Here is a 21,787-nt window from a genome sequence, read left to right as displayed (position 1 = left end):
TCCCGGCCACCCGCGGGTGGCCGCCAGGGTCAGCGTGCGCTGGAGATCAGTGCGAGAAGTTCGTCAGGCGTGGCACGCCCTGCCCGGCAGGCCCGGTGAGCCGCGCGGTCAGGAGCATGCCGGCAAGGCTCAAGCCTTGGCGCCGCGGAAACCGTCGAGCAGGGTCTGCAGGGCGGCTTTCTGGCTGTCGTTGCCGTCGCGCAGGACCTTGGTGAGCAGCGCGGCCACCGACAGGTTCTGCAATTCCCCTGAGGCACTGCCCAGCGCGCCGACGACGTCGCGAACGTCGCTGACCATGTCGCGCTTGCCGGTGAGGTGGTCCTTCAGCCCGACCTGCAGGGTGTTGCTCTTGGCGATGGCGCCGTCGATGCCCTTGCCGACCGAGAGCGCGTTGACGAAGCGGTCGAAGTAGTCGCCTTCTCCGCCGACGATGTCGATACGGGCGTTGCCCAGCGCGACGCCAAGCACGTCGGCCTGTTCGCGGGCGATCGAGGTCTGTGCTTCGATGGCCTTGATGGTTTCGATGTGGGCGTTCTCCAGGCGCATGCGGAATTCCTCATGCGCGCGGGTGTCCTCGCTCATCGCCTTCATGGCTTCGAACTTCTCGCGCAGGCCCTTGGCCTCGGCGTTGAAGCGGGCTTCGATGACCTGGGCTTCGGCCAGGCCCATCTTCACCGCGGCATCGGCGTCGGCGGTCTTGACGCCGACGTCGGCCAGACCCATGCGCTCCTTGCCGTCGGCTTCGGCAGTCAGGCGCGCCTGCAGCGCCTCGGCCTCGGCCTGACCATACTTGGCCACCGCCTCGGCTTCGGCGATGCGCACCTTGGCCTCGACCATGCCCTGCTTCTCCTTGGCGTCGGCGGCGACCATCTGCACGCGGGCTTCGGCCAGGCCGTTGGCGGCGGCGATGGCTTCCATGCCCTCGGCTTCGCGCTTCTTGGCCTCGGCGTGGCGTTCGGCCACCTTGAGGCGTGCGTCGGCAAGCGTAAGCTCTTCGGCGGCGGCGTGACGCGCACGGCGCTCACGGGCTTCGGCGGCCTTGATCTCCATGATCATGTTCTCTTCTGCGGTGCCTTCCGCGGTGATCACGGTGGCCTTCTTCTTGCGGTCGGCTTCGGCGACCACGCGCAGTTCCTTGATGGCCTCTTCCTGCTCGGCCACGGTGCGTTCGACAACAATGCGCTCGCGCACGACGTCGGCGATGGCCTTCTTCTGCACTTCCACGGCGCGGTCCTTGTCGATGCGCTGCAGGGTGACCTCCTTCTCGCGGTCGACCACTTCCAGCTCACGGGCGCGCTTGACCTTTTCTTCCTCGATGGCCACCGCGCGCAGGCGGTTGTTCTCGGCCACTTCCTTCTCGCGCAGGACGTTTTCCTGCTGCACGCTGATGGCCTGTTCGGTCTGCAGACGGGCGAGCTCGGCCTTGGCGTGCTCCTCGGAACGGATGCGCGCGGTCTCGGCCTGCTCGCGCGCCTTTACCGATTCGACCTCGCGCAGCTGGCGTGCTTCGGCGTCGGCCTGCTGGCGCTCGAGTTCGAGCAGCGCCTCGCGGGTCTCGACGTCCTTCTTCTTGATCTGCATTTCCTCGTTGCGGCGCAGATCGTTGGTGCGCACGTTCTCGGCCGCGGTGAGCTCGGTGATCTTCTTGATGCCCTGGGCGTCGAGGATGTTGCTGGGGTCGAGCTTGGAGAGCGGGGTCTGCTCGAGGTAGTCGATGGCGGCATCCTCGAGGACGTAGCCGGAGAGGTCGTCACCGATCTGCGCAATGATCTCGTCGCGGAAGCGGTCGCGGGCCTGGTAGAGCTCGACGAAGTCCATCGACTTGCCGACGGTCTTGAGCGCTTCGGAGAACTTCGCGGAGAACAGTTCCTCCAGCGTTTCCGGGTTCGATGCGCGGGCGCAGCCGATGCCCTGGGCGACCTTGAGGACGTCCTCGGCGGTCTTGTTCACGCGGACGAAGAACTTCACCTTGATGTCGGCGCGGATGTTGTCCTGGCAGATCAGGCCGTCGTGCCCGGTACGGTCGATTTCCACCGTCTTGAGGGCGATGTCCATCATCTCGGCCTTGTGGATGATGGGGTACACCATGCGGCCGGTGAAGGTGACGTCGGGCTCGCTGTTCAGCGTGTTGACGATCATGGCGTAGCCCTGTTCGACCTTGCGGTAGAACTTGGCCAGCATGGCGAACATACTGAAGATCAAAAACGCCAGAATGCCGATGGCGATCAAAATGGGTTCCATGGTTTCCTCTGAGCAATGGCCGGGTGGATGGAGAGTCGGAAGGGGAGTAACGGAAGGCTCACTCGATCGCCTGAACGCGATAGCGGGCGCTGTCGGGGTCGTAGTCGATGATCATCGCGGTGGCACCGCGCACCAGCGTGTTGGGCGTGTCGGCGACGACGCGGATGTTGTAGCTGGCGCCACGGCGGGCCACTTCGGCGCGGCCGAAGGTCTCGCTGACGGTGCCGGTGACGATCTTGCAGGTCTGGCCGACGAGCGCGGCGTTGCGCACCGCGCCGTGGGTGACGAAGAGACCGCGCAGGGGACGGATGGCAATGGCGGTGAACGGGATGGCCACTACCGCGGCGAGGACGAGCACGACGGCGCCGGCGGCGAGCGCGAGGATGCCCGGGAGCAGAGGCAGCACCCACATCGCCGCGAGGCTGGAGAGGGTCCACGCGATCAGCACCAGCAGGCTGACAACGACCGAGAACGGCACCCCGCCAAGGCCGAAGGCCACCATGCGCTGGGCCAGCGAGCCGACCTCGACGCCGTCGGCGTCGAGTTCCAGATCAAGATCGAGATCCGGTCCGGTGTTCTCGAAATCGACCAGGCCGAACAGGGCCAGCAGCCAGTACAGCAGCACCACGCCGAGCAGCGTGGTGTAGATGGCGGTCGGGAAGGAAGTCAGCGTGCCACCGAAGTCGCCCATGTCTGTTCTCAGGTGAAGGAGGCCTGTGCCGCTGCGGCTGCCTGCATGCTCATTGATCGTCGGCGAAATCGATCAGCTCGCCGGCCGCGCGTTCCTTGATGGCAAGCAGGTCGTCGGCCGGCAGGCCATAGCGTGCGGCCAGCATCTGGTAGTCCGCAGGGGTCAGCGAGACGGTCAGGCGCGGCCGCTTGGGGCGGTGCGTGACCGGCAGCCCCAGCAGGTTGCGCACCTGATCCGGCATCGACAGGTTGTTCTCGAAGGCGGCGCGTCGCACCGCCTCGAGAACCCGGGCTTCGACATCGAAGGCCACCTGAACGGCGCGCAGTGCGTCGTCGGAGTCCTTCCAGCGCGCCGGCTTGCCGGTCGTCTTCATGCGTCCTTGTGCGCGGCCGCCTGGCGCGCACGGATGCGCTCCATGGTTGCCCGGCGGCGCTCGGCGTCGCCGCCGATGCCGGCTTCGGCGAGGCGCTGTTCGAGCCCGCGGGTGCTGGTCTCCTTGTCGAGCGCTTCGGCGGCGGCCATGCGGTCGGCGAGGTCCTCGTGGCGGCGCTTGATGCGCTCCAGCGATTCGCGCGCACTGACCAGCTTGGAGCCGGTGGCACCGATGTTGTCGGAGATCGAGCGGGTGGCGCGGTAGACGCTCTCGGTGGTGCGTGCCATGGCCACCTCGCGCTCATGCTCGCGCACCTTGCCCTCGGCGGCCTTGATCAGCTCCTTGAGCTTGCCGACCTGCAGCGCGTAGTTGGCGTGGGCGCGACTCTGCTCCTCGAGTTCTGCCTCGCAGGCGGCGACCTTGCCGGCGACTTCCTCGGCAAGCGCGTCCTCGCCCTTGTCGAGCGCTTCGACGGCGAGATTCTCGAGGCGGATCATTTCCTTGCGCAGGCGCTCGATCTCGCGTGCGCTCTGCATTTCCTTGGCCATCACGCCGGTAAGCTCGCTCTTGGCCTTCATGATGGCGTTGCGGGCGTCGACGATTTCCTGTTCGTAGATGCGGGTGGCGTTGGCATCGACCACGCTCTCGCCGATTTCACGCGCGCTGCCGCGCACCAGGGTGAGGATCTTTCCAATCACGCTCATGGTGATGTCTCCTTCAGACGAGGTAGGCGGAGAGGGCTTCGAGGGCGTCCAGGGCGTTGTCGCTGAGGGCGATGACGTCCTGGGCGACATCCTCGACGCGGGCGTCGCTGGCCAGCGCGCCGAACAGCACGAAGCGCTTGTCGATGCGGCCGAAGGCCGACAGCGGGATGGACGGATTGAGGGCGAGCAGGGTCTCGAGCAGCTCGGCGCGCTTGTCGGCGCGCACCTCCTCGTCGCTCCACAGATAGCAGATGCACAGCACCTGCGTTTCCGAGGCGGTGATGAAGATGGGCAGCTCCTCGCGCCCGCCGATGACAACCTGAATCACCGGCACCGAGCCGGGGATGGGTTGCAGGCTGACGGCGGTGCCACCGAGGCGCGCACTCAGCACGTCGTCCAAGCCTGCGATCTGTTCCTGCAGCGATTTCATCCGCGACTCCTTCAAGGGTTGTGTCGATGACATGTGCAATGTATGCTTCGCGACATAAAATGTCAAAGCTTTTCTTCGCTCCTGCGAGCGGAGTCTGCGGTGGCCAGCAGCGCATGCGCAAGAATCTCTCTTCAGGGCCGTTCTGCGGCCGTCCCGTGGATGCGGGATCGGTGCCGTGAAATGACCATGGCCTGCAGGGGTGGGGGGCCGGCGAGATGATCGGGCGCCGCCCGCAAGGGCGACAGTGTGTGCGGCGGGCGCATCTTTTTCGACCGGAGCTGCGCGCTCCCTTACAGGTCCTGCTTGATCGATGAAGTTCAATTCGCTTGCCTTTGTTGCCGGAGGAGTGGCGTGGACCATTGCGCTGTCCGCCCTGGTGCTGTGGTTTCTCGCCAGCCTCGGGGTGGCGCCGCAAGGCACTCAAGACGTTGTTGCCGGCGTTGAAGAGAAGGTTGATGCCGTCCCTGTCAGCGTAGGGCTGATCGATCACACGCAGCGCCTGCCCGTCGATCCAGTACGGCTCCGGCAGCTCGTCAGCGCCGCGCGCGAAGGACGGGAGGCGCTGGCCGAGAGCGATCTGAGCACCCTGGCAGAGGTCGGCGGCGCGCTTGGAGATATCGGCGATGCTGCCCTGTTCGCCCTGCTGAGGACGCTTGCCGATGCAGCCATACCGGAGGGGGCGGTGCAGCGCGATGGTGCGGAAATGGCGCCGACGCGGCTGGAGTTTGCGCTGCTCAATGCTGCTGCGGGCTATCGACAGGCGCGGGCAAGCGCGGTGGCGGCAGAAGCTGCGCTGGTCGGTGCGGCGCTCGCCGCCGGGCAGTTCGACGAGGCCCTTGCGGCTTCGCAAGGGCTGCTCGCCCATTCCTTGCGCGACCCCGCTGCCGATCCAGCCCGGACGAGCCCCGTGCTGCGCCTGCACGGCGAACTGCTCCTTGCCATGCTCCGCCATGACGAGGCGCTGCAGCTCTTCGAGCGCGCCGCGCAGCACGCCGAGCGCGATGGGCTGGGCGGGCTGGCAGCGAGCTACCGCTGGCGCGCCGCCAATGCCCTCCACGTGCGCGCGCTGCTCCACGACGAGGCGTGGGCGTTCGATGGCGCCGGTGAGCGTTATCGTGCGCTCATCGAACAGTGGCCGTCCGGCTGGGCGCCGGATGAAGGTGCGGCGGTCGCGCATCAGGCCGGCGTGTTGCTGGCCTGGCGGGGCGACCTTGGCGGTGCCCGGCCATTGCTGCGTACGGCACTGGCCGGGCGCAGCCGTTCGGGCGCGCCCGAAGCGCTGGCGGAAACCCGCTTCATGCTGGGGGCCGTCTTGCGCAGCGCGGCCGTGGAGGGTGCCGGTGGCGTGCACGGGGAACAGGCGGTTGCGTATCTCGACGAGGCCGTCGGGCTGCTCCGTGCCGCGGGCGAGCACACCGCGCGCGCGCAGGCCCCCCTGCGCTGGCTGGCCGTGCATGGCGAGCTGGCCAGGGCCTTGAGCAGCGCAGGGGCAATGAGCGATGGCGCGGACGCGGACGCGGACGGTGCCATCGCCCACCTTGACGAGGGCATAGCCCTGTACCGTGAGCTGCTCGCCGAACCAGCCCTGCTGCGCCGGACGGTCGACTGGGGCGACGCGCAACGGGCGCTGGGGATGGCGCTGCTGGCCAGGGCCGGGCTCATGCAGCGTCGGCAAGCTTGCGATTCATGCCTGGTCGAGGCGCTCCCGGAAGCGCTCGCAAGCCTGGAGAGCGCGCTCCAGGCCTACAAGCTTGGCGGAGCAGGGGCGCAGCGGATGGACAGTCTCAGGCAGCTCATCGAGGCGCTGCACGCACCGCAGCAGCCGGGCATCGCCGGGGCTGCAGGCCGCGGCTGAAGTTTGGCGCCGGGCCCGGCTCCTGAGAGAATGCGGCTCCACGCAATGGAAACGCCCTCATGGCCCTCAAGGCAACCATCTACAAGGCCGAGTTGCAGATCGCCGACATGGATCGCAACTACTACGCCACCCATAACCTCACCCTGGCGCGCCACCCGTCGGAGACCGACGAACGCATGATGGTGCGCCTGCTCGCCTTTGCGCTGTTCGCCGAGGAAGGCCTGGCCTCCGGCAAGGGTTTGTGCGTCGACGACGAGCCCGATCTCTGGCTGCGCGACCTGACCGGCGACATCCTGTGCTGGATCGACGTCGGCCAGCCCGACGAGAAATGGATCCGCAAGGCCTGCGGGCGCTCGCAGCGCGTGGTGATCGTCAGCTACGGGCGCGCGGCGGACATCTGGTGGCAGGGCGTGCGCGACAAGCTGGCGCGCCAGGACAAGCTCACCGTGCTCAACCTGGTGCCCGAGGCGGCGCCCGAACTCGCCCGTCTGACTGCGCGCAGCATGCGCCTGCAGTTCACCATCCAGGACGGTCACGTATGGGTGGGGGACGGCGAGCGCAGCGTGGAGGTGGTGCCGCACTGCCTGCAGCGCCCGCCGGGCTGATCAGTGTCCGGCCTGAGCACGCCGCCAGCGCGCGGTGGTGGCAAGCAGGTTGATGAGCAGCCAGGTGAATTCGGCGGCCAGCAGGGTCCCGGCGACGCCTCCGGCCAGCGCGTTGCCGCTGGCGGCGGCGAGCAGGGCGGGCAGGGTGAGGGCGTGGAGGAGCAGCTGGCGGCGCACGGGGCTATCCGGTGAGAGCCTCTTCATGTTGGGGGCCTTGATTCTGGCCTGGGTGAGGTGCAGCCAGGCCAGGAAGGGCACGATCTTGTAGAGCATGGCGCTGATGGCGCTGACGAAGCCGCCGTGCAGCACCAGCACGCCGGCGCCCATCGCCCACCATGGCTGCGCACTGATGCTGGCGATGACGGCGCACAGGGCGCCGCCGAGAAAGGCTGCCATCGCCAGCTGCAGGGTGCGGAAGCTGGCATCGGGGCTGGCGCGGCGGGTGCGGCGCAGCAGGCCCAGGGTGGCCAGTGCGAGGGCCGCGGCAGACCCCGCCAGCAGTGTCGTGCCGGCCCACTGCGGGGCGTCTGCGGCAAGGGCGGCGATGCTCCACAGTATCAGCAGGGCGAAGCTCAGCGCGGCCCAGTAACGTTTCAGCCCGGGCGGGTAGGGCGGGGTGATCTGGAACATCGGTACCACCACCCAGCTGGTCGCCGCGAGCAGGATGCCACCCCAGCCCAGCCAGCCCCAGGCCGCATGCAGGTTGGTGGTCTGCAGTATCGGCACGGCGAGGCCGCGGCTCAGTGCGAGCACCAGCATCACCCCGAGCGCCGTGGTGATGGCAAGCCCGATCAGTGCCAGGCGCAGATCGCGTGTGCTGCCTGCGCCATCCGCGCAGCCCCGCGATCCCCACCCCGCGAGCGCCAGAAAGACGGCGATGGCCGCAGCCAGCAGGCCGCCGCCGGCCTGCATGAACAGGGTGCTGGCGGTGCCCAGCCCCCAGCTCAGGCTCGCCGCGCCGCTGCCGCACAGAACGAGGACGGCAGGCGCCACGCGGCCCGCGGCAGGGAGGCGGGCGCCGACGACGACGGGGAGCACCTGGAAGAGGGCGCCCAGCATCACCAAGAGCATGAAGCCGGTGGTGATGAGGTGGGTCATTGCCAGCGCCGCGGGTGTCCAGCGCGAGACCAGGGCGCGGGGCTCGATCACCAGCAGCACGCCGGCGGCGATGCCGAACAGGCAGGCGAGCAGGAAGAACGACAGCGGTACGCGAAACGGCGGCGTGGCCTCGTAGCTGAGGGTGGGGTTCATGCGCTGCCGATGTGCACTTCGACCACCGCATCCTCACGGATGAGGTGGCGGTGGGCGATGCCGTCGCGTTCCAGCAGGCGCAGCAGCGGCCACGGGACGCGGTCGAGGAGGAGGCTGAGGCCGCCGCCGGGGGGCAGGTCGGCGAGGGCTTCCATGGCCTGTTCGAAGGGTTGCGGAGGTTCCAGGCCACGCAGGTCGAGCAGCCGCACGCTCATTGCGGAACACCTTCCAGGCGGTGGCCGATGCTCAGGCCCAGGTGCTCGCGCTCGCCGTGCAGATGGCGGTCGCACAGCGGATAGAGGATGTTCTCTTCCTTCATGTTGTGCTGCTGCATCAGGATCAGCAGGGTTTCCGCCTCGCCACCGTACTCCTCGGCATCGTGGGCGGCCAGCGCGGCGGCCATGCGCGCGAGGGCGGCGCGCATTTCGCGGTGTTCCTCGCGCATCACCGCGGTGGGGCCCTGAGTCATGCCGGTGGCCTCTTCGAAGCGCGGAAAGAGGATCTCTTCCTCGGCGCCGAAATGGCTTTCGAGGGCGCGCCCGAAAGCGGCCAGGGCGTTGTCCGCGGCGGCCCAGTCGGGTTGGCGGAGATGATGCTCGATGCTGGCGAAGGCGGCATCGCACTGGCGGTGGTCGTGGGTCAGCAGGTCGGTCAATGTGCTCATCGTGGCGGGGCTCCTGTACGTGCCCCTGAGTCTTGTGATTTGTCCCGGCGCCTTCCTTGACCCGTATCAAGTTCGCCAAGTGCCTGGGGCCTGTTTTCATTCGCGCTGGCGGACCGCCATGGCGAATGAGAACAGGACCTGGAAATAAGGGTTTCCGGTAATGGGCGATGCACCGATGTGGGGCACAATGCCGCCTTCGATGATCATGGATCGCAGCATGTCGACGCGTCTCGTTTCGCCGGGCTGGGGGCAGATCTTTCTGCCCTTTGCCCTCGGCTACTACCTTTCCTATCTGCTGCGCACCGTCAATGCGGTGATCTCGCCGGCGCTGACCGGTGAACTGGGGCTCTCCGCGGCGCAATTGGGCTTGCTCACCAGCACCTATTTCCTCGCCTTCGGTCTGGCGCAGATACCGGTCGGCATCGCCCTCGACCGCTACGGCCCACGGCGGGTGGAGGGGGCGCTGCTGATCCTCACCGCGCTCGGTGCCGCAGCCTTTGCGCTCGGCGAGTCACTGGGCGGACTGGGGCTGGCGCGCGCGCTCATCGGTCTGGGGGTGTCGGCCTGCCTGATGGGGGCGCTGAAAGGCTTTGCGATGTGGTACCCGCCGGAGCGGCAGAGTTCGATGACCGGCTTCATCATGGCTGCGGGCGCACTCGGTGCGCTCACCGCCAGCGCACCGGTGGAGGCCATGCTGCCGCTGCTGGGCTGGCGCGGGGTGTTCTGGCTGATTGCGGTGATGGCGGTGGCGATCGCGCTGTGGATCTTCCTCTCCCTGCCCGACGAGGCCAGTGCCGGCACGCGCGATACCCTTGGCGGCGCGCTGCGCTCGGTAGCGGGCATCTACGCCTCATGGGGTTTCCTGCGCTTTGCCGCCTCGGCAGCCTTCTTTACCGGCGGTTTCATGGCCCTGCAAAGCCTGTGGGCGGTGCCCTGGCTGATGAACGTAAACGGGCTCGAACTGGCCCAGGCGGCATCGCTGCTGCTGGTGCTGAACTTCGGCATGCTCGCCGGTCAACTCGGCATCGGCGTACTTGGCACGCGCCTGGCGCGCAGCGGCGTGCGCCCGGTCAATCTGATGCAGGGCGGGTTTGCCGGCATGCTCGCGGTGCAGGTGCTGATCCTCTTCGGCTGGGGGCCACTGGCGCCCCTGTGGTTCCTGCTCGGCATGCTGTCGGCGGTCAATTCGCAGGCCTATCTGGCTTCCGCAGGGTATTTCCCGCGTGAGGTCTTCGCGCGCGTGAGCACGGCGATCAACCTGATGGCCTTCATGGGGGCCTTCGTGGTGCAGTGGGGGCTGGGTGGGGCGCTCGACGGGCTGCTTGCCGCCGGTCACGACATGGCTGCGGCGCTGTCGATCGCCTTCGCCGGGCTGATCGTGCTGCAGGCGCTCAGCTACGTGCCCTTGTTGCCGATGTTCGAGCGCCGCAGGATGAACTGAGCGGCGAGCGGGTGTTCGAGGGCCTCGCTCTCCTCTGGCATCTCTTCCACCGGCGCGGCCGTAGCGAGTGCGCTGCGGCCGCGCCACTCGACCAGCTCCAGGCGGCCATCGACGTGTTCGACGATGGCCGTGCAGCTATCCACCCAGTCGCCGCAATTGACGTAGGTCAGGCCGTCCACCTCGCGCACCGTGGCCCAGTGGATGTGGCCGCAGATCACCCCGTCGACGCCGCGCTCGCGGGCGCCGTGGATCACCGAATCCTCGAAGTCGAAGATGAAGTTCACCGCCGTCTTGACCTTGCGCTTGGCGTAGCCGGCGAGCGACCAGTAGCCGGAGATGCCCAGCCGCCGGCGTGCCCATGACAGCCAGCCGTTGATGCGCACGAGGGCGTTGTAGGCAACGTCGCCGATTACCGCCACCCAGCGGTGGTAGCGCGTCACCTGGTCGTACTCGTCGCCATGCAGGAGCAGATAGCGGCGACCGTCGGCGGTACGGTGGATGTAGTCGTGCTCGAGGCGGATGTCGCCGAAGGTGATGCCGACGTATTCGCGCAGGGCTTCGTCATGGTTGCCGGGGACGAAGATCACCTGGGTGCCCTTGCGTGCGGCGCGCAACACCTTCTGCACCACGGTGTTCTGCGCCGCGGTCCAGTGGATGCCGCGGCTCATCGCCCAGAAATCGACGATGTCGCCGATCAGGAACATGTGTTCGGCTTCGTGGTGGCGGAGGAAATCGAGCAGGCGGTCCGCCTGGCAGCCACGCGTGCCGAGGTGGATGTCGGAGAGGAAGATCGAGCGTACCTGCAGGGGCTCGACGGCAGTGTCGGCGCTGTTCATACGGCGCCAAGGCTATTGCGGCGCCGTGACAGGGCGATGACAGGGCAGCCGTGCGCTCTGCGCGCGATCTGCCTGCGCGCATGGGGACAGGTTTCAGACGAACTGCCCCGCGGCGTGCCCGGAGGACCATGCCCACTGGAAGTTGTAGCCGCCGAGGTGGCCGGTGACATCCATCACTTCGCCGACGAAATACAGCCCCGGGCAGGCGTTTGCTTCCATCGTCCGCGAGGACAGCGCGCGGGTGTCGACGCCGCCGAGGGTGACCTCGGCCTTGGCATAGCCCTGGGTGCCGGAAGGTGCGAGCGGCCAGGCCTGCAGTGTGTCGGCGACGCTGTCCAGTTCGGCACTGCGGAACTGGTTGAGGGGACGGCTCCAGCCGTGCAGCTCGCACCAGGCTTGGGCAAAGCGCTTCGGCAGACGCTCGGCGAGCAGGTTGGGCAGGAGGCTGCGGGCATGGGCATGTTGCTGCAGCCAGGCGTGGACATCGGTGCCAGGCAGCAGGTCAAGGGTGACCGGTGCCCGCGCGCCGCCGTCGTAGGCCTGGGCCTGCCAATAGCTGGAGATCTGCAGGATGGCGGGGCCGGAAAGCCCGCGATGGGTGACCAGCGCGGCCTCGCGGAAGCTGCCGCCGGCGCAGCTGGCTTCGACCTCGAGCGAGATCCCGGCCAGCGTGGAGAGTCGCTGCAGGGTCTCCGGGGGCAGGGTCAGGGGCACCAGTGCGGGCAGCGGGGCGACTATGGGCAGGCCGAACTGCTCGGCGATGCGGTAACCGAAGGGTGAGGCGCCGATCTTGGGGATCGACAGGCCGCCGCTGGCGATCACCAGGCTGGCGCAGCAGGCCGTGCCTGTGGCGCAGTGCACGCGGAAGCGCGGCGCGCCGCTGGTGGTGTCAGCGGGCAGGCGTTCGATGCGCTCGACGGTCACCGGCATGGCCCAGTCGACGCCGCCGTCGGCGCACTCGCTGCGCAGCATGTCGATGATGTCCTGCGCGGAGTGGTCGCAGAACAGCTGGCCGTGCTCGCGCTCGTGCCAGGCGATGCGATGGCGATCGACCAGTTCGATGAACTCGCGCGAGCCGTAGCGCGCCAGCGCCGAGCGCACGAAGTGGGGGTTGCGCGACAGGTAGTTGTCGGCGGTTACGCGCAGGTTGGTGAAGTTGCACCGCCCGCCGCCGGAGATGCGGATCTTCTCGGCGAGCTGCGCAGCGTGGTCGATGAGGAGCACGCGGCGGCCGCGCTGACCGGCCTGGGCGGCGCACATCATGCCCGCCGCTCCGGCGCCGATGACGATCACATCGTAGTCCTGCCACCGCACTGCTGCTACCCCGCAAGCTGATCAACCGGCGAGCTTACGCGGGCGGCAGCGTGTTCGCAAACATTTACGCCAATGCAGCGCACGAACGTCGCGCGGCCTGATAAGTTGACGCACTGCGCGGCCCGGCAGCGCCCTGCCGGCTGTGCTGATGAACCGTTCGCCCCTGCTGCGTCACACGCCTGCGTGAGGCGCCATTCCGGAGCTTTGCAGATGTCTTCTTCCGTCGCCGCGCGCGCCTTTCTCCGGCGCTTCGGGCGTCCCTTCGCCGCCTTGCTTGCCGTCCTGACGGCTTACGCGCTGTTCGGCCATTTCGGCGTACCAGCGCTGGTGCGCCACTATCTGCCGGTGATGGGCAGCGAGGCGCTGGGGCGGAGCGTCGGCGTCGATGCGGTGCGTTTCCATCCCTTCCGTCTGGTGCTTGAGCTCGACGGTCTGCGTGTGGCCACTGCCGCGGGCGACGGCGATGCGCTGCAGGTGGCGAGCATCCACGCCAACCTGGAGCTTGCCTCCATCGTGCAGCGCGCACCGGTGCTGCACGAACTGCGCATCGACGCGCCGCGATTGATGCTTGTGCGCGACGAGGACGGTGCGCTGAGCTGGGCCGACGTCATTGCGCGCTTCAACAGCGGCGAGGAGGGCGAGGGCGGGCGCTTCTCGGTGGGCAACATCCAGCTCAGCGACGGCGCGCTGAGTTTCGACGACCGCCTCGCCGGGGTGCATCATCGTATCGACGGCCTGCGCGTGAACCTGCCGTTTGTTTCCAATCTGCCGGTAAAGGTCGATGTGTTCGTCGAACCCGCCCTGTCGGCGTCGGTGAACGGCACGCCGTTCAGCCTCGCGGGCAAGACGCGGCCGTTTGCCGAACGCCGCGAGACGATGCTGGAGTTCAACGTCGTCGATCAGCAGATCGCCCCCTATCTCGCCTACCTGCCTTTCCAGCCGGCGTTTCGCGTCGCCGCGGGCGAGCTCGACGCGCTGGTCGAGCTGTCGTTCTCGCATGACGCCGACGGCAGCCCGCGGCTGGCGGTGAACGGCGAGCTGAGCCTGAATGGCGTGGAGTTGGTCGGCGCCGATGGGCCGCTGCTGAAGCTGGAGCAGATCGCCGTCGATATGGTCGACCTGCAGCCGCTGGCGGGCAAGTGGCAGTTCTCCCGCCTGCGCATCAACAGTCCCGAGCTGCATCTGCTGCGCCTGGCCGACGGTCGTATCAATCTTGCTGCGCTGCTGCCGCCCGCGACCGCCTCGGCGGGGCCTGCGGGCCGTGCGGCGGCGGTGGATTTCCTGCTCGCCAGCGCACGCCTGCGCGATGGCGTGGTGCATTTCGAGGACCGCAGCACGAGCCCGCCGCTGCGCCTGAGCGCCAGCGGCATCAATGCCGATCTGCGCGACCTCGCCAACCGTCACGAGGTCATCGCCACGCTGCGCGGGGACTTGCTGTTCGACGAGCTGACGCGCATCGACTTCCATCACGAACTGCGTCTTGCGCCGCTGCAACTGGAAGGCAGCGTCAACGTCGATGGCCTGCGCGCGGGCCGCCTGCAGCCCTATTACGCTGCAACACTCAAGGGCGGCGAGGTCCGCGACGGCGTTGTCGATGCCCTCCTTGCGCTGCGCTACACGGCGGCCACTGGCGGTGCCGGGGCGGTCTTCGAGGCCGACCTGCAGCGTCTGCAACTGCGCGATCTCGCCTTTGGCCTGCGTGGGCAAACAGGCAATGCGCTGGCGCTGGCGGCGCTGACCGTCGAGGATGCACGCATCCGTCCGGCCACGCGCAGCGTTGACCTTGCCGCACTCCAGCTCCAGGGCCTGCAGCTGAGCACCGTGCGCGGCGCCGACGGGCGCTTCGATCTGGCCACCATGCTGCCCGCAGGGGGGGGCGGTGGGCGTGGTGCCGAGGCGCCGTGGCGGTTCACCGTTGCGGCGCTCAGTGCCGAGGACGGCACCCTGCGTTACGAGGATCGTGGCGCCGGCGTGCGCCTCACCGCCGACCAGCTGGCGCTGCGCATCGACGGCCTGAGCAGCGCCGCCGGCAGCCGTGCCACCATTGACCTGCGCAGCCGCATCAACCAGCGCGGACGTGCCGCGGTGCGCGGCCAGCTGCAGTGGCAGCCCGCCCTGTGGGCTGACCTGCAGGTCGACCTGCGCAGCGTCGATCTCGCCCCCATCCATCCCTATCTGCTTGCCGGAACGCGGTTGGCGCTGGCGCGTGGCAACCTTACTGCCGCCGGGCGGGTGGAAGTGGCCCAGCAAGGTGACGGCGGCCTGCAGGGCCGTTTCCGTGGTGATCTCGGCATCGCCAACCTTGCTGCCGTGGAGCGCGCCAGTGCTGCCGAGCTGCTGCGCTGGCGCACCCTGCGGGTGGCCGGCGTGGATGCGGCGCTGCAGCCACCGGCGCTGCAGGTGCGCGAGCTCAATGTCAGCGAACTGCATGCCCACCTGCTCCTCGACAGCGCCGGACAGTTGAACCTGCGTGCCTTGCGCGAAGGCGACGGGCCCGCGGAGGAGGGCAGCAGCGTGCCTGTGGCCGCCGCCGATGATGCCCCGGCCGCGGCGGCGCCACGCCCTGCGGTGGCGATCGGACGGATTGTCGTCGATCGCGCCTCGGCGCACTTCAGCGACCGCTTCATCCGCCCGCATTACGACGCCCGTATCACGGCGCTGAGCGGCGAGTTGAGTGGCCTGTCGACGCAGGACGGCACGCCGGCGCAGGTCCGCCTGGAGGGCAAGGTCGACGGCAACGCGGCGTTGTCGATCAGTGGCACCGTGCAGCCCTTCGGTGACGCGCTGACGCTCGACATCGCGGCGGCGGTGAAGGATTTCGAACTGAGCTCGGTGAGCGCCTACTCGGGGCGCTACGTCGGCTACGGTATCGAACGCGGCAAGCTCTCGGCAGAGCTCGCCTACCGCGTCGCCGACGGCCAGCTCAGCGCCAGCAACCGCGTCTTTCTCGATCAGCTGGTGTTTGGCGCACCGGTGGACAGCCCGGACGCCATCAAGGCGCCGGTGCTGCTGGCCGTCGCCCTGCTGAAGAACCGTCGTGGCGAGATCGACATCAACCTGCCCATCCGCGGCACCCTCGACGATCCCCAGTTCAGTGTCGGCGGTCTGGTGTTTCGGGCAATCATGAACCTCCTCGGCAAGGCCATCACCTCGCCGTTCTCGCTGATCGGCTCGATGTTCGGTGCGGGCGAAGAGCTTTCCCGGGTCGAGTTCGCCGCTGGCCTCGGCACGCCAGATGAGCTTGCGCGCGAGCGCCTGCGTACGCTTGCCAGCGCGCTCGATGATCGCCCTGCGCTGCGCCTGGAGGTTACCGGGGTGGCCAGTCCGACGTTCGACCCCGAGGGGCTGCGGCGGGCACGCATGATGGATGCGGTGCGTGCGCTCAAGGTGCGCGAGCTGGTGGGCGCGGGCCAGGAGGCCCCGGAAGACCTGGCGGTCGACGCCGCGGAATACGAGCAGTTGCTGCGCCGGGTCTATCGCGCGGGGGATTTCCCCAAGGCGCGCAACCTCATCGGCATGGTGCGCGATCTGCCGGTGGCGGAGATGGAGGCGGTGATTCTCGCCCACACCGCGGTCAGTGCCGACGAACTGGCGGCGCTCGCCCAGCAGCGCGCGCAGGCGGTGCGCAACTGGCTGGTGGAGGAGGGTGGGGTGGCGCAGGAGCGTGTCTTCCTGCTGGCACCGAAGGTCGAAGAGGCCAGCGGCGAGGGTGAACAGGCCGCGTGCACCGCCTGCGTGCGCTTCTCGCTGCGCTGATGGGGGGGCGGGGCAGGCATGGTGCCTGCCCCGGTGCGTTGCGCTCAGACCGCGGCGAGGGCCTGGTCGAGGTCGGCGATGATGTCGTCGATGTGCTCGATGCCGATGGACAGGCGCACCATGTCTTCGGAGACGCCGGCCTTCGCCAGTTCCGCCGGCGACAACTGGCGGTGGGTGGTGGACGCCGGGTGGCAGGCCAGTGACTTGGCGTCGCCGATGTTCACCAGGCGGGTGACCAGCTTCAGCGCATCCTGGAAGCGCGCGCCCGCGGCGCTGCCACCGCGCACGCCGAAGGAGAGGATGCCCGAGGCGCGACCACCCATGTACTTCTGCACCAGCGCGTGGTCGGCATGGTCGGCGAGGCCGGCGTAATTGACCCATGCGACCTTGGCGTGGGTCTTCAGGAACTCGGCTACCTTGCTGGTGTTGGTGCAGATGCGGTCCATGCGCAGGGTCACGGTTTCGATGCCCTGCAGGATCAGGAAGGCATTGAAGGGCGACAGCGCCGCGCCGGTGTTGCGCAGCGGTACCACGCGGGCGCGGGCGATGTAGGCCGCCGCGCCGAGGGCTTCGGTGTACACCACGCCATGGTAGGAAACGTCCGGTTCGTTGAGGCGGCGGAAGCGCGTCTTGTGCTCTGCCCACGGAAACTTGCCGGAGTCGACGATGATGCCGCCGATGGAGTTGCCGTGGCCGCCCAGATACTTGGTCAGCGCGTGCACGACGATGTCGGCGCCGTGCTCGAAAGGCCGGCACAGATAGGGGGTGGGCACGGTGTTGTCGACGATCAGCGGCACGCCGGCGCGGTGGGCGACCTCGGCGAGCGCGGCGATGTCGGTGACGTTGCCCAGCGGGTTGCCTACCGATTCGCAGAAGATGGCCTTGGTGCGCTCATCGATCAGTGTCGCGAAGCTCTCCGGTTTGCGGTAGTCGGCAAAGCGCACCTCGATGCCCAGTTGCGGCATGGTGTGGGCGAAAAGGTTGTAGGTGCCGCCGTACAGCGTGGACGCGGAAATGATGTTGTCGCCGGCTTCGGCGATGGTCTGGATGGCGTAGGTGATCGCCGACATGCCGGAAGCCACCGCCAGTGCGCCGATGCCGCCTTCCATTGCGGCCACGCGCTGTTCGAGCACCGCGGTGGTCGGATTCATGATGCGGGTGTAGATGTTGCCCTGCACCTTGAGGTCGAAGAGGTCGGCACCGTGCTGGGTGTCGTCGAAAGCGTAGGAAGTGGTCTGGTAGATCGGTACCGCGACGGCCTTGGTGGTCGGGTCGGGCTGGTAGCCGCCATGTACGGCGAGGGTTTCGAGTTTCACGCGGGCGTCCTCCTCAGGATGGGTGGCGAAGTATAGCGAGCGCCGTCAGGCATAAGGAAATAACCGTCGCCAGGTCTTTTCCATGCACTGCCCGGACTGGGTATCCCGGTTCGCGGTTCTGTCTTGCTAAAAACCCGAAGGTGTCAATAATTGAAAGTTCACGGGCAATCTGAATTGCCGTGCATATAATGACAAATAAATTACGGGACTTGGAGGAGAGATCATGGAGCATGCAGGCAATCCGCAGGCAGGGACGCGCGTTGCAACCTGGCTGGAACTGGCGGTGGCGCCGGAGTGGCGCAGGCAGCAGTGCGCGGTGCGCATCCATGCCATGGGAACGGAACACTCGGGCTGCTATGCGCTGTCAATGGACGGGCGCTGGATCTGCAGCGGTGACGGTCGGCTGACGGTGTTCCGCGGCTTCGATGCGGCGCTGCGCTTCCTGCGTGCGCTGCGCGTGGAGGAGGTCGAACGCGGCGCCGCGCTGACCGACGACGTGACCTGCGATGGCCGCCATTACTGCCTGTGCGTCGGTCGTGACGATTGTCTGGCGCAATGCGCGGACGGCTGCCGGCGCAAGAAGCTCGACTCCTGAACGGGCTGATGTCGACGCCGTCCGCGGCTGTTGCGGGCGGCGTCGGTCGTTCATGCGGCCTCAGTCGGTTGCCGGCAGCACCTGCCGCGCAGGGCGGCCGATGTGATAGCCCTGGGCGTAGTCGATGCCCAAGGTGCGCAGGTCGGCGAGCACCTCCTCCGATTCGACGAATTCGGCCACCACCTGGATGTCGAGCGACTTGGCCAGTGCGGTGATGCTCTGCACGAAGATGCGGTCGCGCTCGCTGTTGAGCATGTTGGCGATGAAGTCGCCCTCGATCTTGAGAAAGTCGAAGGGGAAGCGGCGCAGATAGTGGAAGGAGGAGAAGCCGGAGCCGAAATCGTCGATGGCCAGGCCGAAGCCTTCCGATTTCAGTTCGGTGATGAAGCGTTCGAGCAGTGAGAGGTTCTTCACCGTGTCGCGCTCGGTGATCTCGAAGACGATACGTTGCGGGGCGATGCCCGAGGCCTTGACCACGGTGCGCAGGGTGCGCGCGAACTCGGCCAGCACCAGCGCCCGCGGGGAGAGGTTGAAGAAGATGTAGCCGTCGAAATCCGATGCTGCGACCTGGGCCAGCGCGGCCTCGATGACGATGTTGTCGAGGCGATGGATGATGCCGATCTTCTCGGCGATCTCGATGAACTGGTCGGCGCGCATCAGCTCGCCGTTGACCTCCAGGCGCGAGAGCACCTCGACGGCGGCGATGCGTCCGTCGCCGACCGCCATGATGGGCTGGAAGAAGGGGATCACGCGGCGCTCGTTGACCGCCGCGAGGACCGCCACGCCCATCTCCGAGACGTCGCGGAAAACTGCCATCACGTCCTCTTCGGAGGGCAGCGAGACGCGCTCCTTACCCTCCGCCTTGGCGCGGTACATCATGTTGTCGGCGAACAGGAAGAGGTCCTTGCCGTCGCTGGCGTGGTCGGGGAAGGTGGCCAGGCCGATCGATACCGCGCCGTGGATGATGTCGCCGCCGGGGCTGGCCTCGACGGCCATCGCGCGGGTCGCGGCGATGATCTTCTGTGCGGCGCCGTAGCCCTGTTCGACCCCGGTCTCGGGCAGCACGATGACGAATTCGTCACCACCGTAGCGGGCGAGGATGTCGCCGTTGCGCAGCGTCGAGCGCAATGTGGCGGCGAACTGTTGCAGGAAGCGGTCACCGGTGGCGTGGCCGTAATGGTCATTGACCAGCTTGAAGTTGTCGAGATCGATCAGCAGCAGCGTGCAGCGGTCGTCGTGGCGCTGGCTGCGACCGATCTCGTAGCCCAGCATTTCCCAGAACACGCGCTGGTTGTAGAGATCGGTGAGGGGGTCGCGGGTGGCGTAGTACTCGAGGTCGCGGGTGTATTTGTGGATGGCCTTGATCGAGCCGACGACGTTGAGCAGGGTGGACAGGATGCTGTCGAGCACCAGGCTGTGGGTGTGGTCGGCCAGTGCAGCGGACTGCACGCCGATGCCGACGATGCTGCCGATGCGCGGGCGGTCGACGAAGAAGGACTTCACCCGCAGCACCATCTGGTCGCGCTCCAGCGCGCTGAGCGCGCCGACGTCGTCGGGGGCGTGGTGGTGGACGTTGAGGGTGGCCGGTTCGCAGAAGCGCTCATCGGCCTTCAGGGCGTCGCGGATGGCATCCTCGATCAGTCTGCGCGCCTCGGTGTCGGGCTGGCGGTACCAGAAGATCTCGATGTCGAAGAGTTCGTTGTCGATCTGGAAGACCGAGAACAGCACGTGGGCGTCGATGATGGTGTTGATGTCCACCAGCAGGCGGCCGACGTAGATGCGCCAGTCGCGGATCACCTCCGAGGTGATGACGAATTTCTCCAGCAGGCCGATCTCGAACAGCAGGATGTCCTTGTCCACCGCCACGGTGCGCAGGCGTGCGGCCAGGGTGATGATGGATGCGTGTACCTGGTGGAATTCGTCGAAGGTGTGGCGGTCCTCGTCGACGGCGAGATGGCGGAGGTCCTTGAAACTGTTGATCGAAGCCAGGCTGTGCTCGACCTCCTCGACACTGCGGCCGATGCGTCGACTCACCCACCACACCGCGCCGAGTGCCACCAGCAGGCCGAACAGCAGGCTGGGCAGGGCGCTGAGGTAGAAGCCGGCACGGACGTCGGCGCGCAGAGTTTCGTAGGGCTGCTGTACCTCGATGACGCCGAGTACGTCACCGACCGCGACGTTGTCGTGGCAGGCCAGGCAGCGCGCTTCCGCTTTCAGCGCGAAGCTGCGGCGAAAGACGCCGCCGCCGACCGATTCGGCGTCCTCGCCGCTGCGCAGGGTGCCGGCCGCAAGGGCGCCGGGCTCGGGTTGGTCGATCTCGCCATAGCGCGCGACCACTGCCGGGGCGCGGTAGATGAGTACGCGCAGGCTGTCCGCGCCGCCCTCGCGGTCATGGATGCCGGCGAGGAAGCGCTCGGCTTCCTCGCGCGTCCAGCCGCGACTCATGATTTCGTACATCGCTCCGAAGGTCAGCGCTGCGACATCGTCGGCCTGGCGGCGGGCGTGTTCGCTGAAGGCCTCGTCGAAGCCGCGGCTCACTGCCCACCAGCTGCCGCCGAGGAACACCGCGCCGACGGCGATCGAGGTGGCAAGGATGAAACTGCGTATCTTCATGGTTGCGGCGGAAGGCGGAAACGGGGGGCAAAATACCATCTGTGACATTCTTCCGCCACGGCGGACAGACGCGCAGTGTGATCGATTTGCCATCGGCATGATGGCGGGTGCTTGCAACGATCGCACTGCTGGTTGGATAATAAAGTATTACGCAATCGGAGGTGTCGATGAGCAAGCCGCGGATGATCGCCCTGATCTCGCAGAAGGGCGGTGCTGGCAAGACCACCGTGACCATGCAGCTTGCTGCCGGTCTCGCCGAGATCGGCCATCGCGTTGCGGTGGCCGATCTCGATCCGCAGGAAAGCGCGCTGCGCTGGGCGGAGGCTGCCAGCGCCGAGGCGCCGCAGCCCGAGAGGGTGTTCGCGGTCACTGCGGCAGACGAGCAGATGCTCGCCGCCGCGCTGGAAGCCGAAGGGCGCGGGCAGGACTTCATTCTTCTCGATTGTCCGCCATCGATCGAACACCCTCACACCCGCGCGGCGCTGGCGAGGGTGCAGCTGGCCATCGTGCCGGTGGTGCCCGGGCCCACCGACCTGTGGTCGACGCGTGCCGTCGAGCGCCTCATCCTGCTCGCCCAGCAACAGCGCCCGGCGCTGCGCGCAGCGCTGCTGCCCAACCGTGTGCAGCGCACCGCGCTGGCCGGCGACGTGCTCGAAGTGATGCGCGAGTTCACTTTGCCGGTGCTGCCGGCGGTGCTCTCGCAGCGCAACGCCTATGCGCAGAGCGCGGTCGAGGGCGGTTCGGTGTTCCACCTTGGGCGCGCGGCGGAAGCCGCGCGCGACGAAGTACGGCGGTTGGTTGCCGCAGTACTCAACTTGTCTGGAGAGAAGTGACGATGAATGCCACCCGCAAGACCCAGTCCGCGCTGCGCGCCGCGCTGCGCCAGGAGGACGCCGCGCTGGTCGAGCGCCTGCCGCAGGATGCGGGCGCGGCTTCTGCGCCCGCACCGGCGGCGGCTGCCGCCGGTGCGGCGCAGAAGCCTGCCGCGAAGCCTGCCGCGAAGCCTGCCGCGAAGCCTGCCGCGAAGCCTGCCGCGAAGCCTGCCGCGAAGCCTGCCGCGAAGCCTGCCGCGAAGCCTGCCGCGAAGCCTGCCGCGAAGCCT

18 protein-coding genes and 1 pseudogene are annotated in these 21,787 nt (G+C 67.8%); 7 read left to right on the top strand and 12 right to left on the bottom strand.

The features are described from left to right. Window positions 1-129 precede the first annotated feature (129 nt). From C8261_RS01295 to C8261_RS01275, 5 genes are read right to left on the bottom strand one after another with little or no spacing between them, the layout of a single operon-like run. A complete protein-coding gene (locus C8261_RS01295) occupies window positions 130-2,241 on the bottom strand; it encodes a flotillin family protein (RefSeq protein ID WP_107491841.1) in 2,112 nt (703 codons plus the stop codon). 58 nt (window positions 2,242-2,299) lie between these two features. After that, the gene (locus tag C8261_RS01290; protein WP_107491840.1) at window positions 2,300-2,932 is read right to left on the bottom strand and encodes an OB-fold-containig protein; all 633 of its coding nucleotides are present in this window, start codon (window positions 2,930-2,932) and stop codon (window positions 2,300-2,302) included. A gap of 49 nt (window positions 2,933-2,981) precedes the next feature. Next, on the bottom strand, window positions 2,982-3,305 hold the full coding sequence (locus tag C8261_RS01285) for a hypothetical protein (protein ID WP_107491839.1): 324 nt from the start codon (window positions 3,303-3,305) through the stop codon (window positions 2,982-2,984). Next, a complete protein-coding gene (locus tag C8261_RS01280; protein ID WP_107491838.1) occupies window positions 3,302-4,009 on the bottom strand; it encodes a PspA/IM30 family protein in 708 nt (235 codons plus the stop codon). Before C8261_RS01280 ends, C8261_RS01285 begins: the two co-directional genes overlap by 4 nt. Before the next feature lie 13 nt (window positions 4,010-4,022). Further along, window positions 4,023-4,439, bottom strand: a complete 417-nt coding sequence (locus C8261_RS01275; RefSeq protein ID WP_107491837.1) for a DUF2170 family protein — start codon at window positions 4,437-4,439, stop codon at window positions 4,023-4,025. Window positions 4,440-4,749: 310 nt separating this feature from the next. Here C8261_RS01275 and C8261_RS01270 point away from each other — a divergent pair, with 310 nt between their 5' ends. Continuing rightward, the gene (locus C8261_RS01270; protein ID WP_107491836.1) at window positions 4,750-6,294 is read left to right on the top strand and encodes a hypothetical protein; all 1,545 of its coding nucleotides are present in this window, start codon (window positions 4,750-4,752) and stop codon (window positions 6,292-6,294) included. A 59-nt stretch (window positions 6,295-6,353) separates the two neighbouring features. Then, the gene (locus C8261_RS01265) at window positions 6,354-6,899 is read left to right on the top strand and encodes a YaeQ family protein (RefSeq protein WP_107491835.1); all 546 of its coding nucleotides are present in this window, start codon (window positions 6,354-6,356) and stop codon (window positions 6,897-6,899) included. On the opposite strand, the gene C8261_RS01260 is transcribed toward C8261_RS01265, so the two are convergent. Genes C8261_RS01260 through C8261_RS01250 form a run of 3 tightly spaced genes read right to left on the bottom strand, consistent with a single transcriptional unit; the run spans window position 6,900 to window position 8,814 of the window. Beyond that, on the bottom strand, window positions 6,900-8,150 hold the full coding sequence (locus C8261_RS01260; RefSeq protein WP_107491834.1) for a hypothetical protein: 1,251 nt from the start codon (window positions 8,148-8,150) through the stop codon (window positions 6,900-6,902). Then, a complete protein-coding gene (locus C8261_RS01255) occupies window positions 8,147-8,365 on the bottom strand; it encodes a DUF2249 domain-containing protein (protein ID WP_107491833.1) in 219 nt (72 codons plus the stop codon). The genes C8261_RS01260 and C8261_RS01255 overlap by 4 nt, the downstream gene beginning before the upstream one ends. Further along, window positions 8,362-8,814 carry a hemerythrin domain-containing protein gene (locus C8261_RS01250; RefSeq protein ID WP_107491832.1) on the bottom strand — a complete coding sequence of 151 codons (453 nt, stop codon included), beginning with the start codon at window positions 8,812-8,814 and terminating at the stop codon, window positions 8,362-8,364. Before C8261_RS01250 ends, C8261_RS01255 begins: the two co-directional genes overlap by 4 nt. A 217-nt stretch (window positions 8,815-9,031) precedes the next feature. Here C8261_RS01250 and C8261_RS01245 point away from each other — a divergent pair, with 217 nt between their 5' ends. Next, the gene (locus tag C8261_RS01245) at window positions 9,032-10,255 is read left to right on the top strand and encodes an MFS transporter (RefSeq protein WP_181358795.1); all 1,224 of its coding nucleotides are present in this window, start codon (window positions 9,032-9,034) and stop codon (window positions 10,253-10,255) included. On the opposite strand, the gene C8261_RS01240 is transcribed toward C8261_RS01245, so the two are convergent. Together C8261_RS01240 and C8261_RS01235 are read right to left on the bottom strand one after the other, a co-directional pair. Further along, complete coding sequence (locus C8261_RS01240) at window positions 10,210-11,091, bottom strand: UDP-2,3-diacylglucosamine diphosphatase (RefSeq protein WP_107491830.1); 882 nt, start codon at window positions 11,089-11,091, stop codon at window positions 10,210-10,212. The genes C8261_RS01245 and C8261_RS01240 overlap by 46 nt on opposite strands. Window positions 11,092-11,184: 93 nt before the next feature. Further along, a complete protein-coding gene (locus C8261_RS01235; protein ID WP_235864804.1) occupies window positions 11,185-12,354 on the bottom strand; it encodes a BaiN/RdsA family NAD(P)/FAD-dependent oxidoreductase in 1,170 nt (389 codons plus the stop codon). Window positions 12,355-12,615: 261 nt separating this feature from the next. Between C8261_RS01235 and C8261_RS01230 the strand changes: the two genes are divergently transcribed. Beyond that, a complete protein-coding gene (locus C8261_RS01230) occupies window positions 12,616-16,161 on the top strand; it encodes a DUF748 domain-containing protein (protein WP_181358794.1) in 3,546 nt (1,181 codons plus the stop codon). A 44-nt stretch (window positions 16,162-16,205) separates the two neighbouring features. On the opposite strand, the gene C8261_RS01225 is transcribed toward C8261_RS01230, so the two are convergent. Next, the gene (locus C8261_RS01225) at window positions 16,206-17,477 is read right to left on the bottom strand and encodes a bifunctional O-acetylhomoserine aminocarboxypropyltransferase/cysteine synthase (RefSeq protein WP_107491827.1); all 1,272 of its coding nucleotides are present in this window, start codon (window positions 17,475-17,477) and stop codon (window positions 16,206-16,208) included. Window positions 17,478-17,700: 223 nt separating this feature from the next. Between C8261_RS01225 and C8261_RS01220 the strand changes: the two genes are divergently transcribed. Beyond that, window positions 17,701-18,072, top strand: coding sequence for a hypothetical protein (locus tag C8261_RS01220; protein ID WP_107491826.1), 372 nt, complete (start codon window positions 17,701-17,703; stop codon window positions 18,070-18,072). Between the two features lie 60 nt (window positions 18,073-18,132). Here the strand turns inward: C8261_RS01220 and C8261_RS01215 are convergent, their stop codons facing one another. Then, window positions 18,133-20,685, bottom strand: a complete 2,553-nt coding sequence (locus tag C8261_RS01215; RefSeq protein ID WP_107491825.1) for a putative bifunctional diguanylate cyclase/phosphodiesterase — start codon at window positions 20,683-20,685, stop codon at window positions 18,133-18,135. 167 nt (window positions 20,686-20,852) lie between these two features. On the opposite strand from C8261_RS01215, the gene parA reads away from it, so the two are divergent. Beyond that, complete coding sequence (gene parA / locus C8261_RS01210; protein ID WP_107491824.1) at window positions 20,853-21,518, top strand: ParA family partition ATPase; 666 nt, start codon at window positions 20,853-20,855, stop codon at window positions 21,516-21,518. Between the two features lie 2 nt (window positions 21,519-21,520). Beyond that, window positions 21,521-21,787: pseudogene (locus C8261_RS17425) on the top strand (hypothetical protein); the annotation flags it as partial.

The organism is Pseudothauera lacus, from assembly GCF_003034845.1.
Lineage (GTDB): Bacteria > Pseudomonadota > Gammaproteobacteria > Burkholderiales > Rhodocyclaceae > Pseudothauera > Pseudothauera lacus.
Note: the sequence above shows the minus strand (reverse complement) of the source record. Positions and strands in the feature narration are given on the sequence as shown.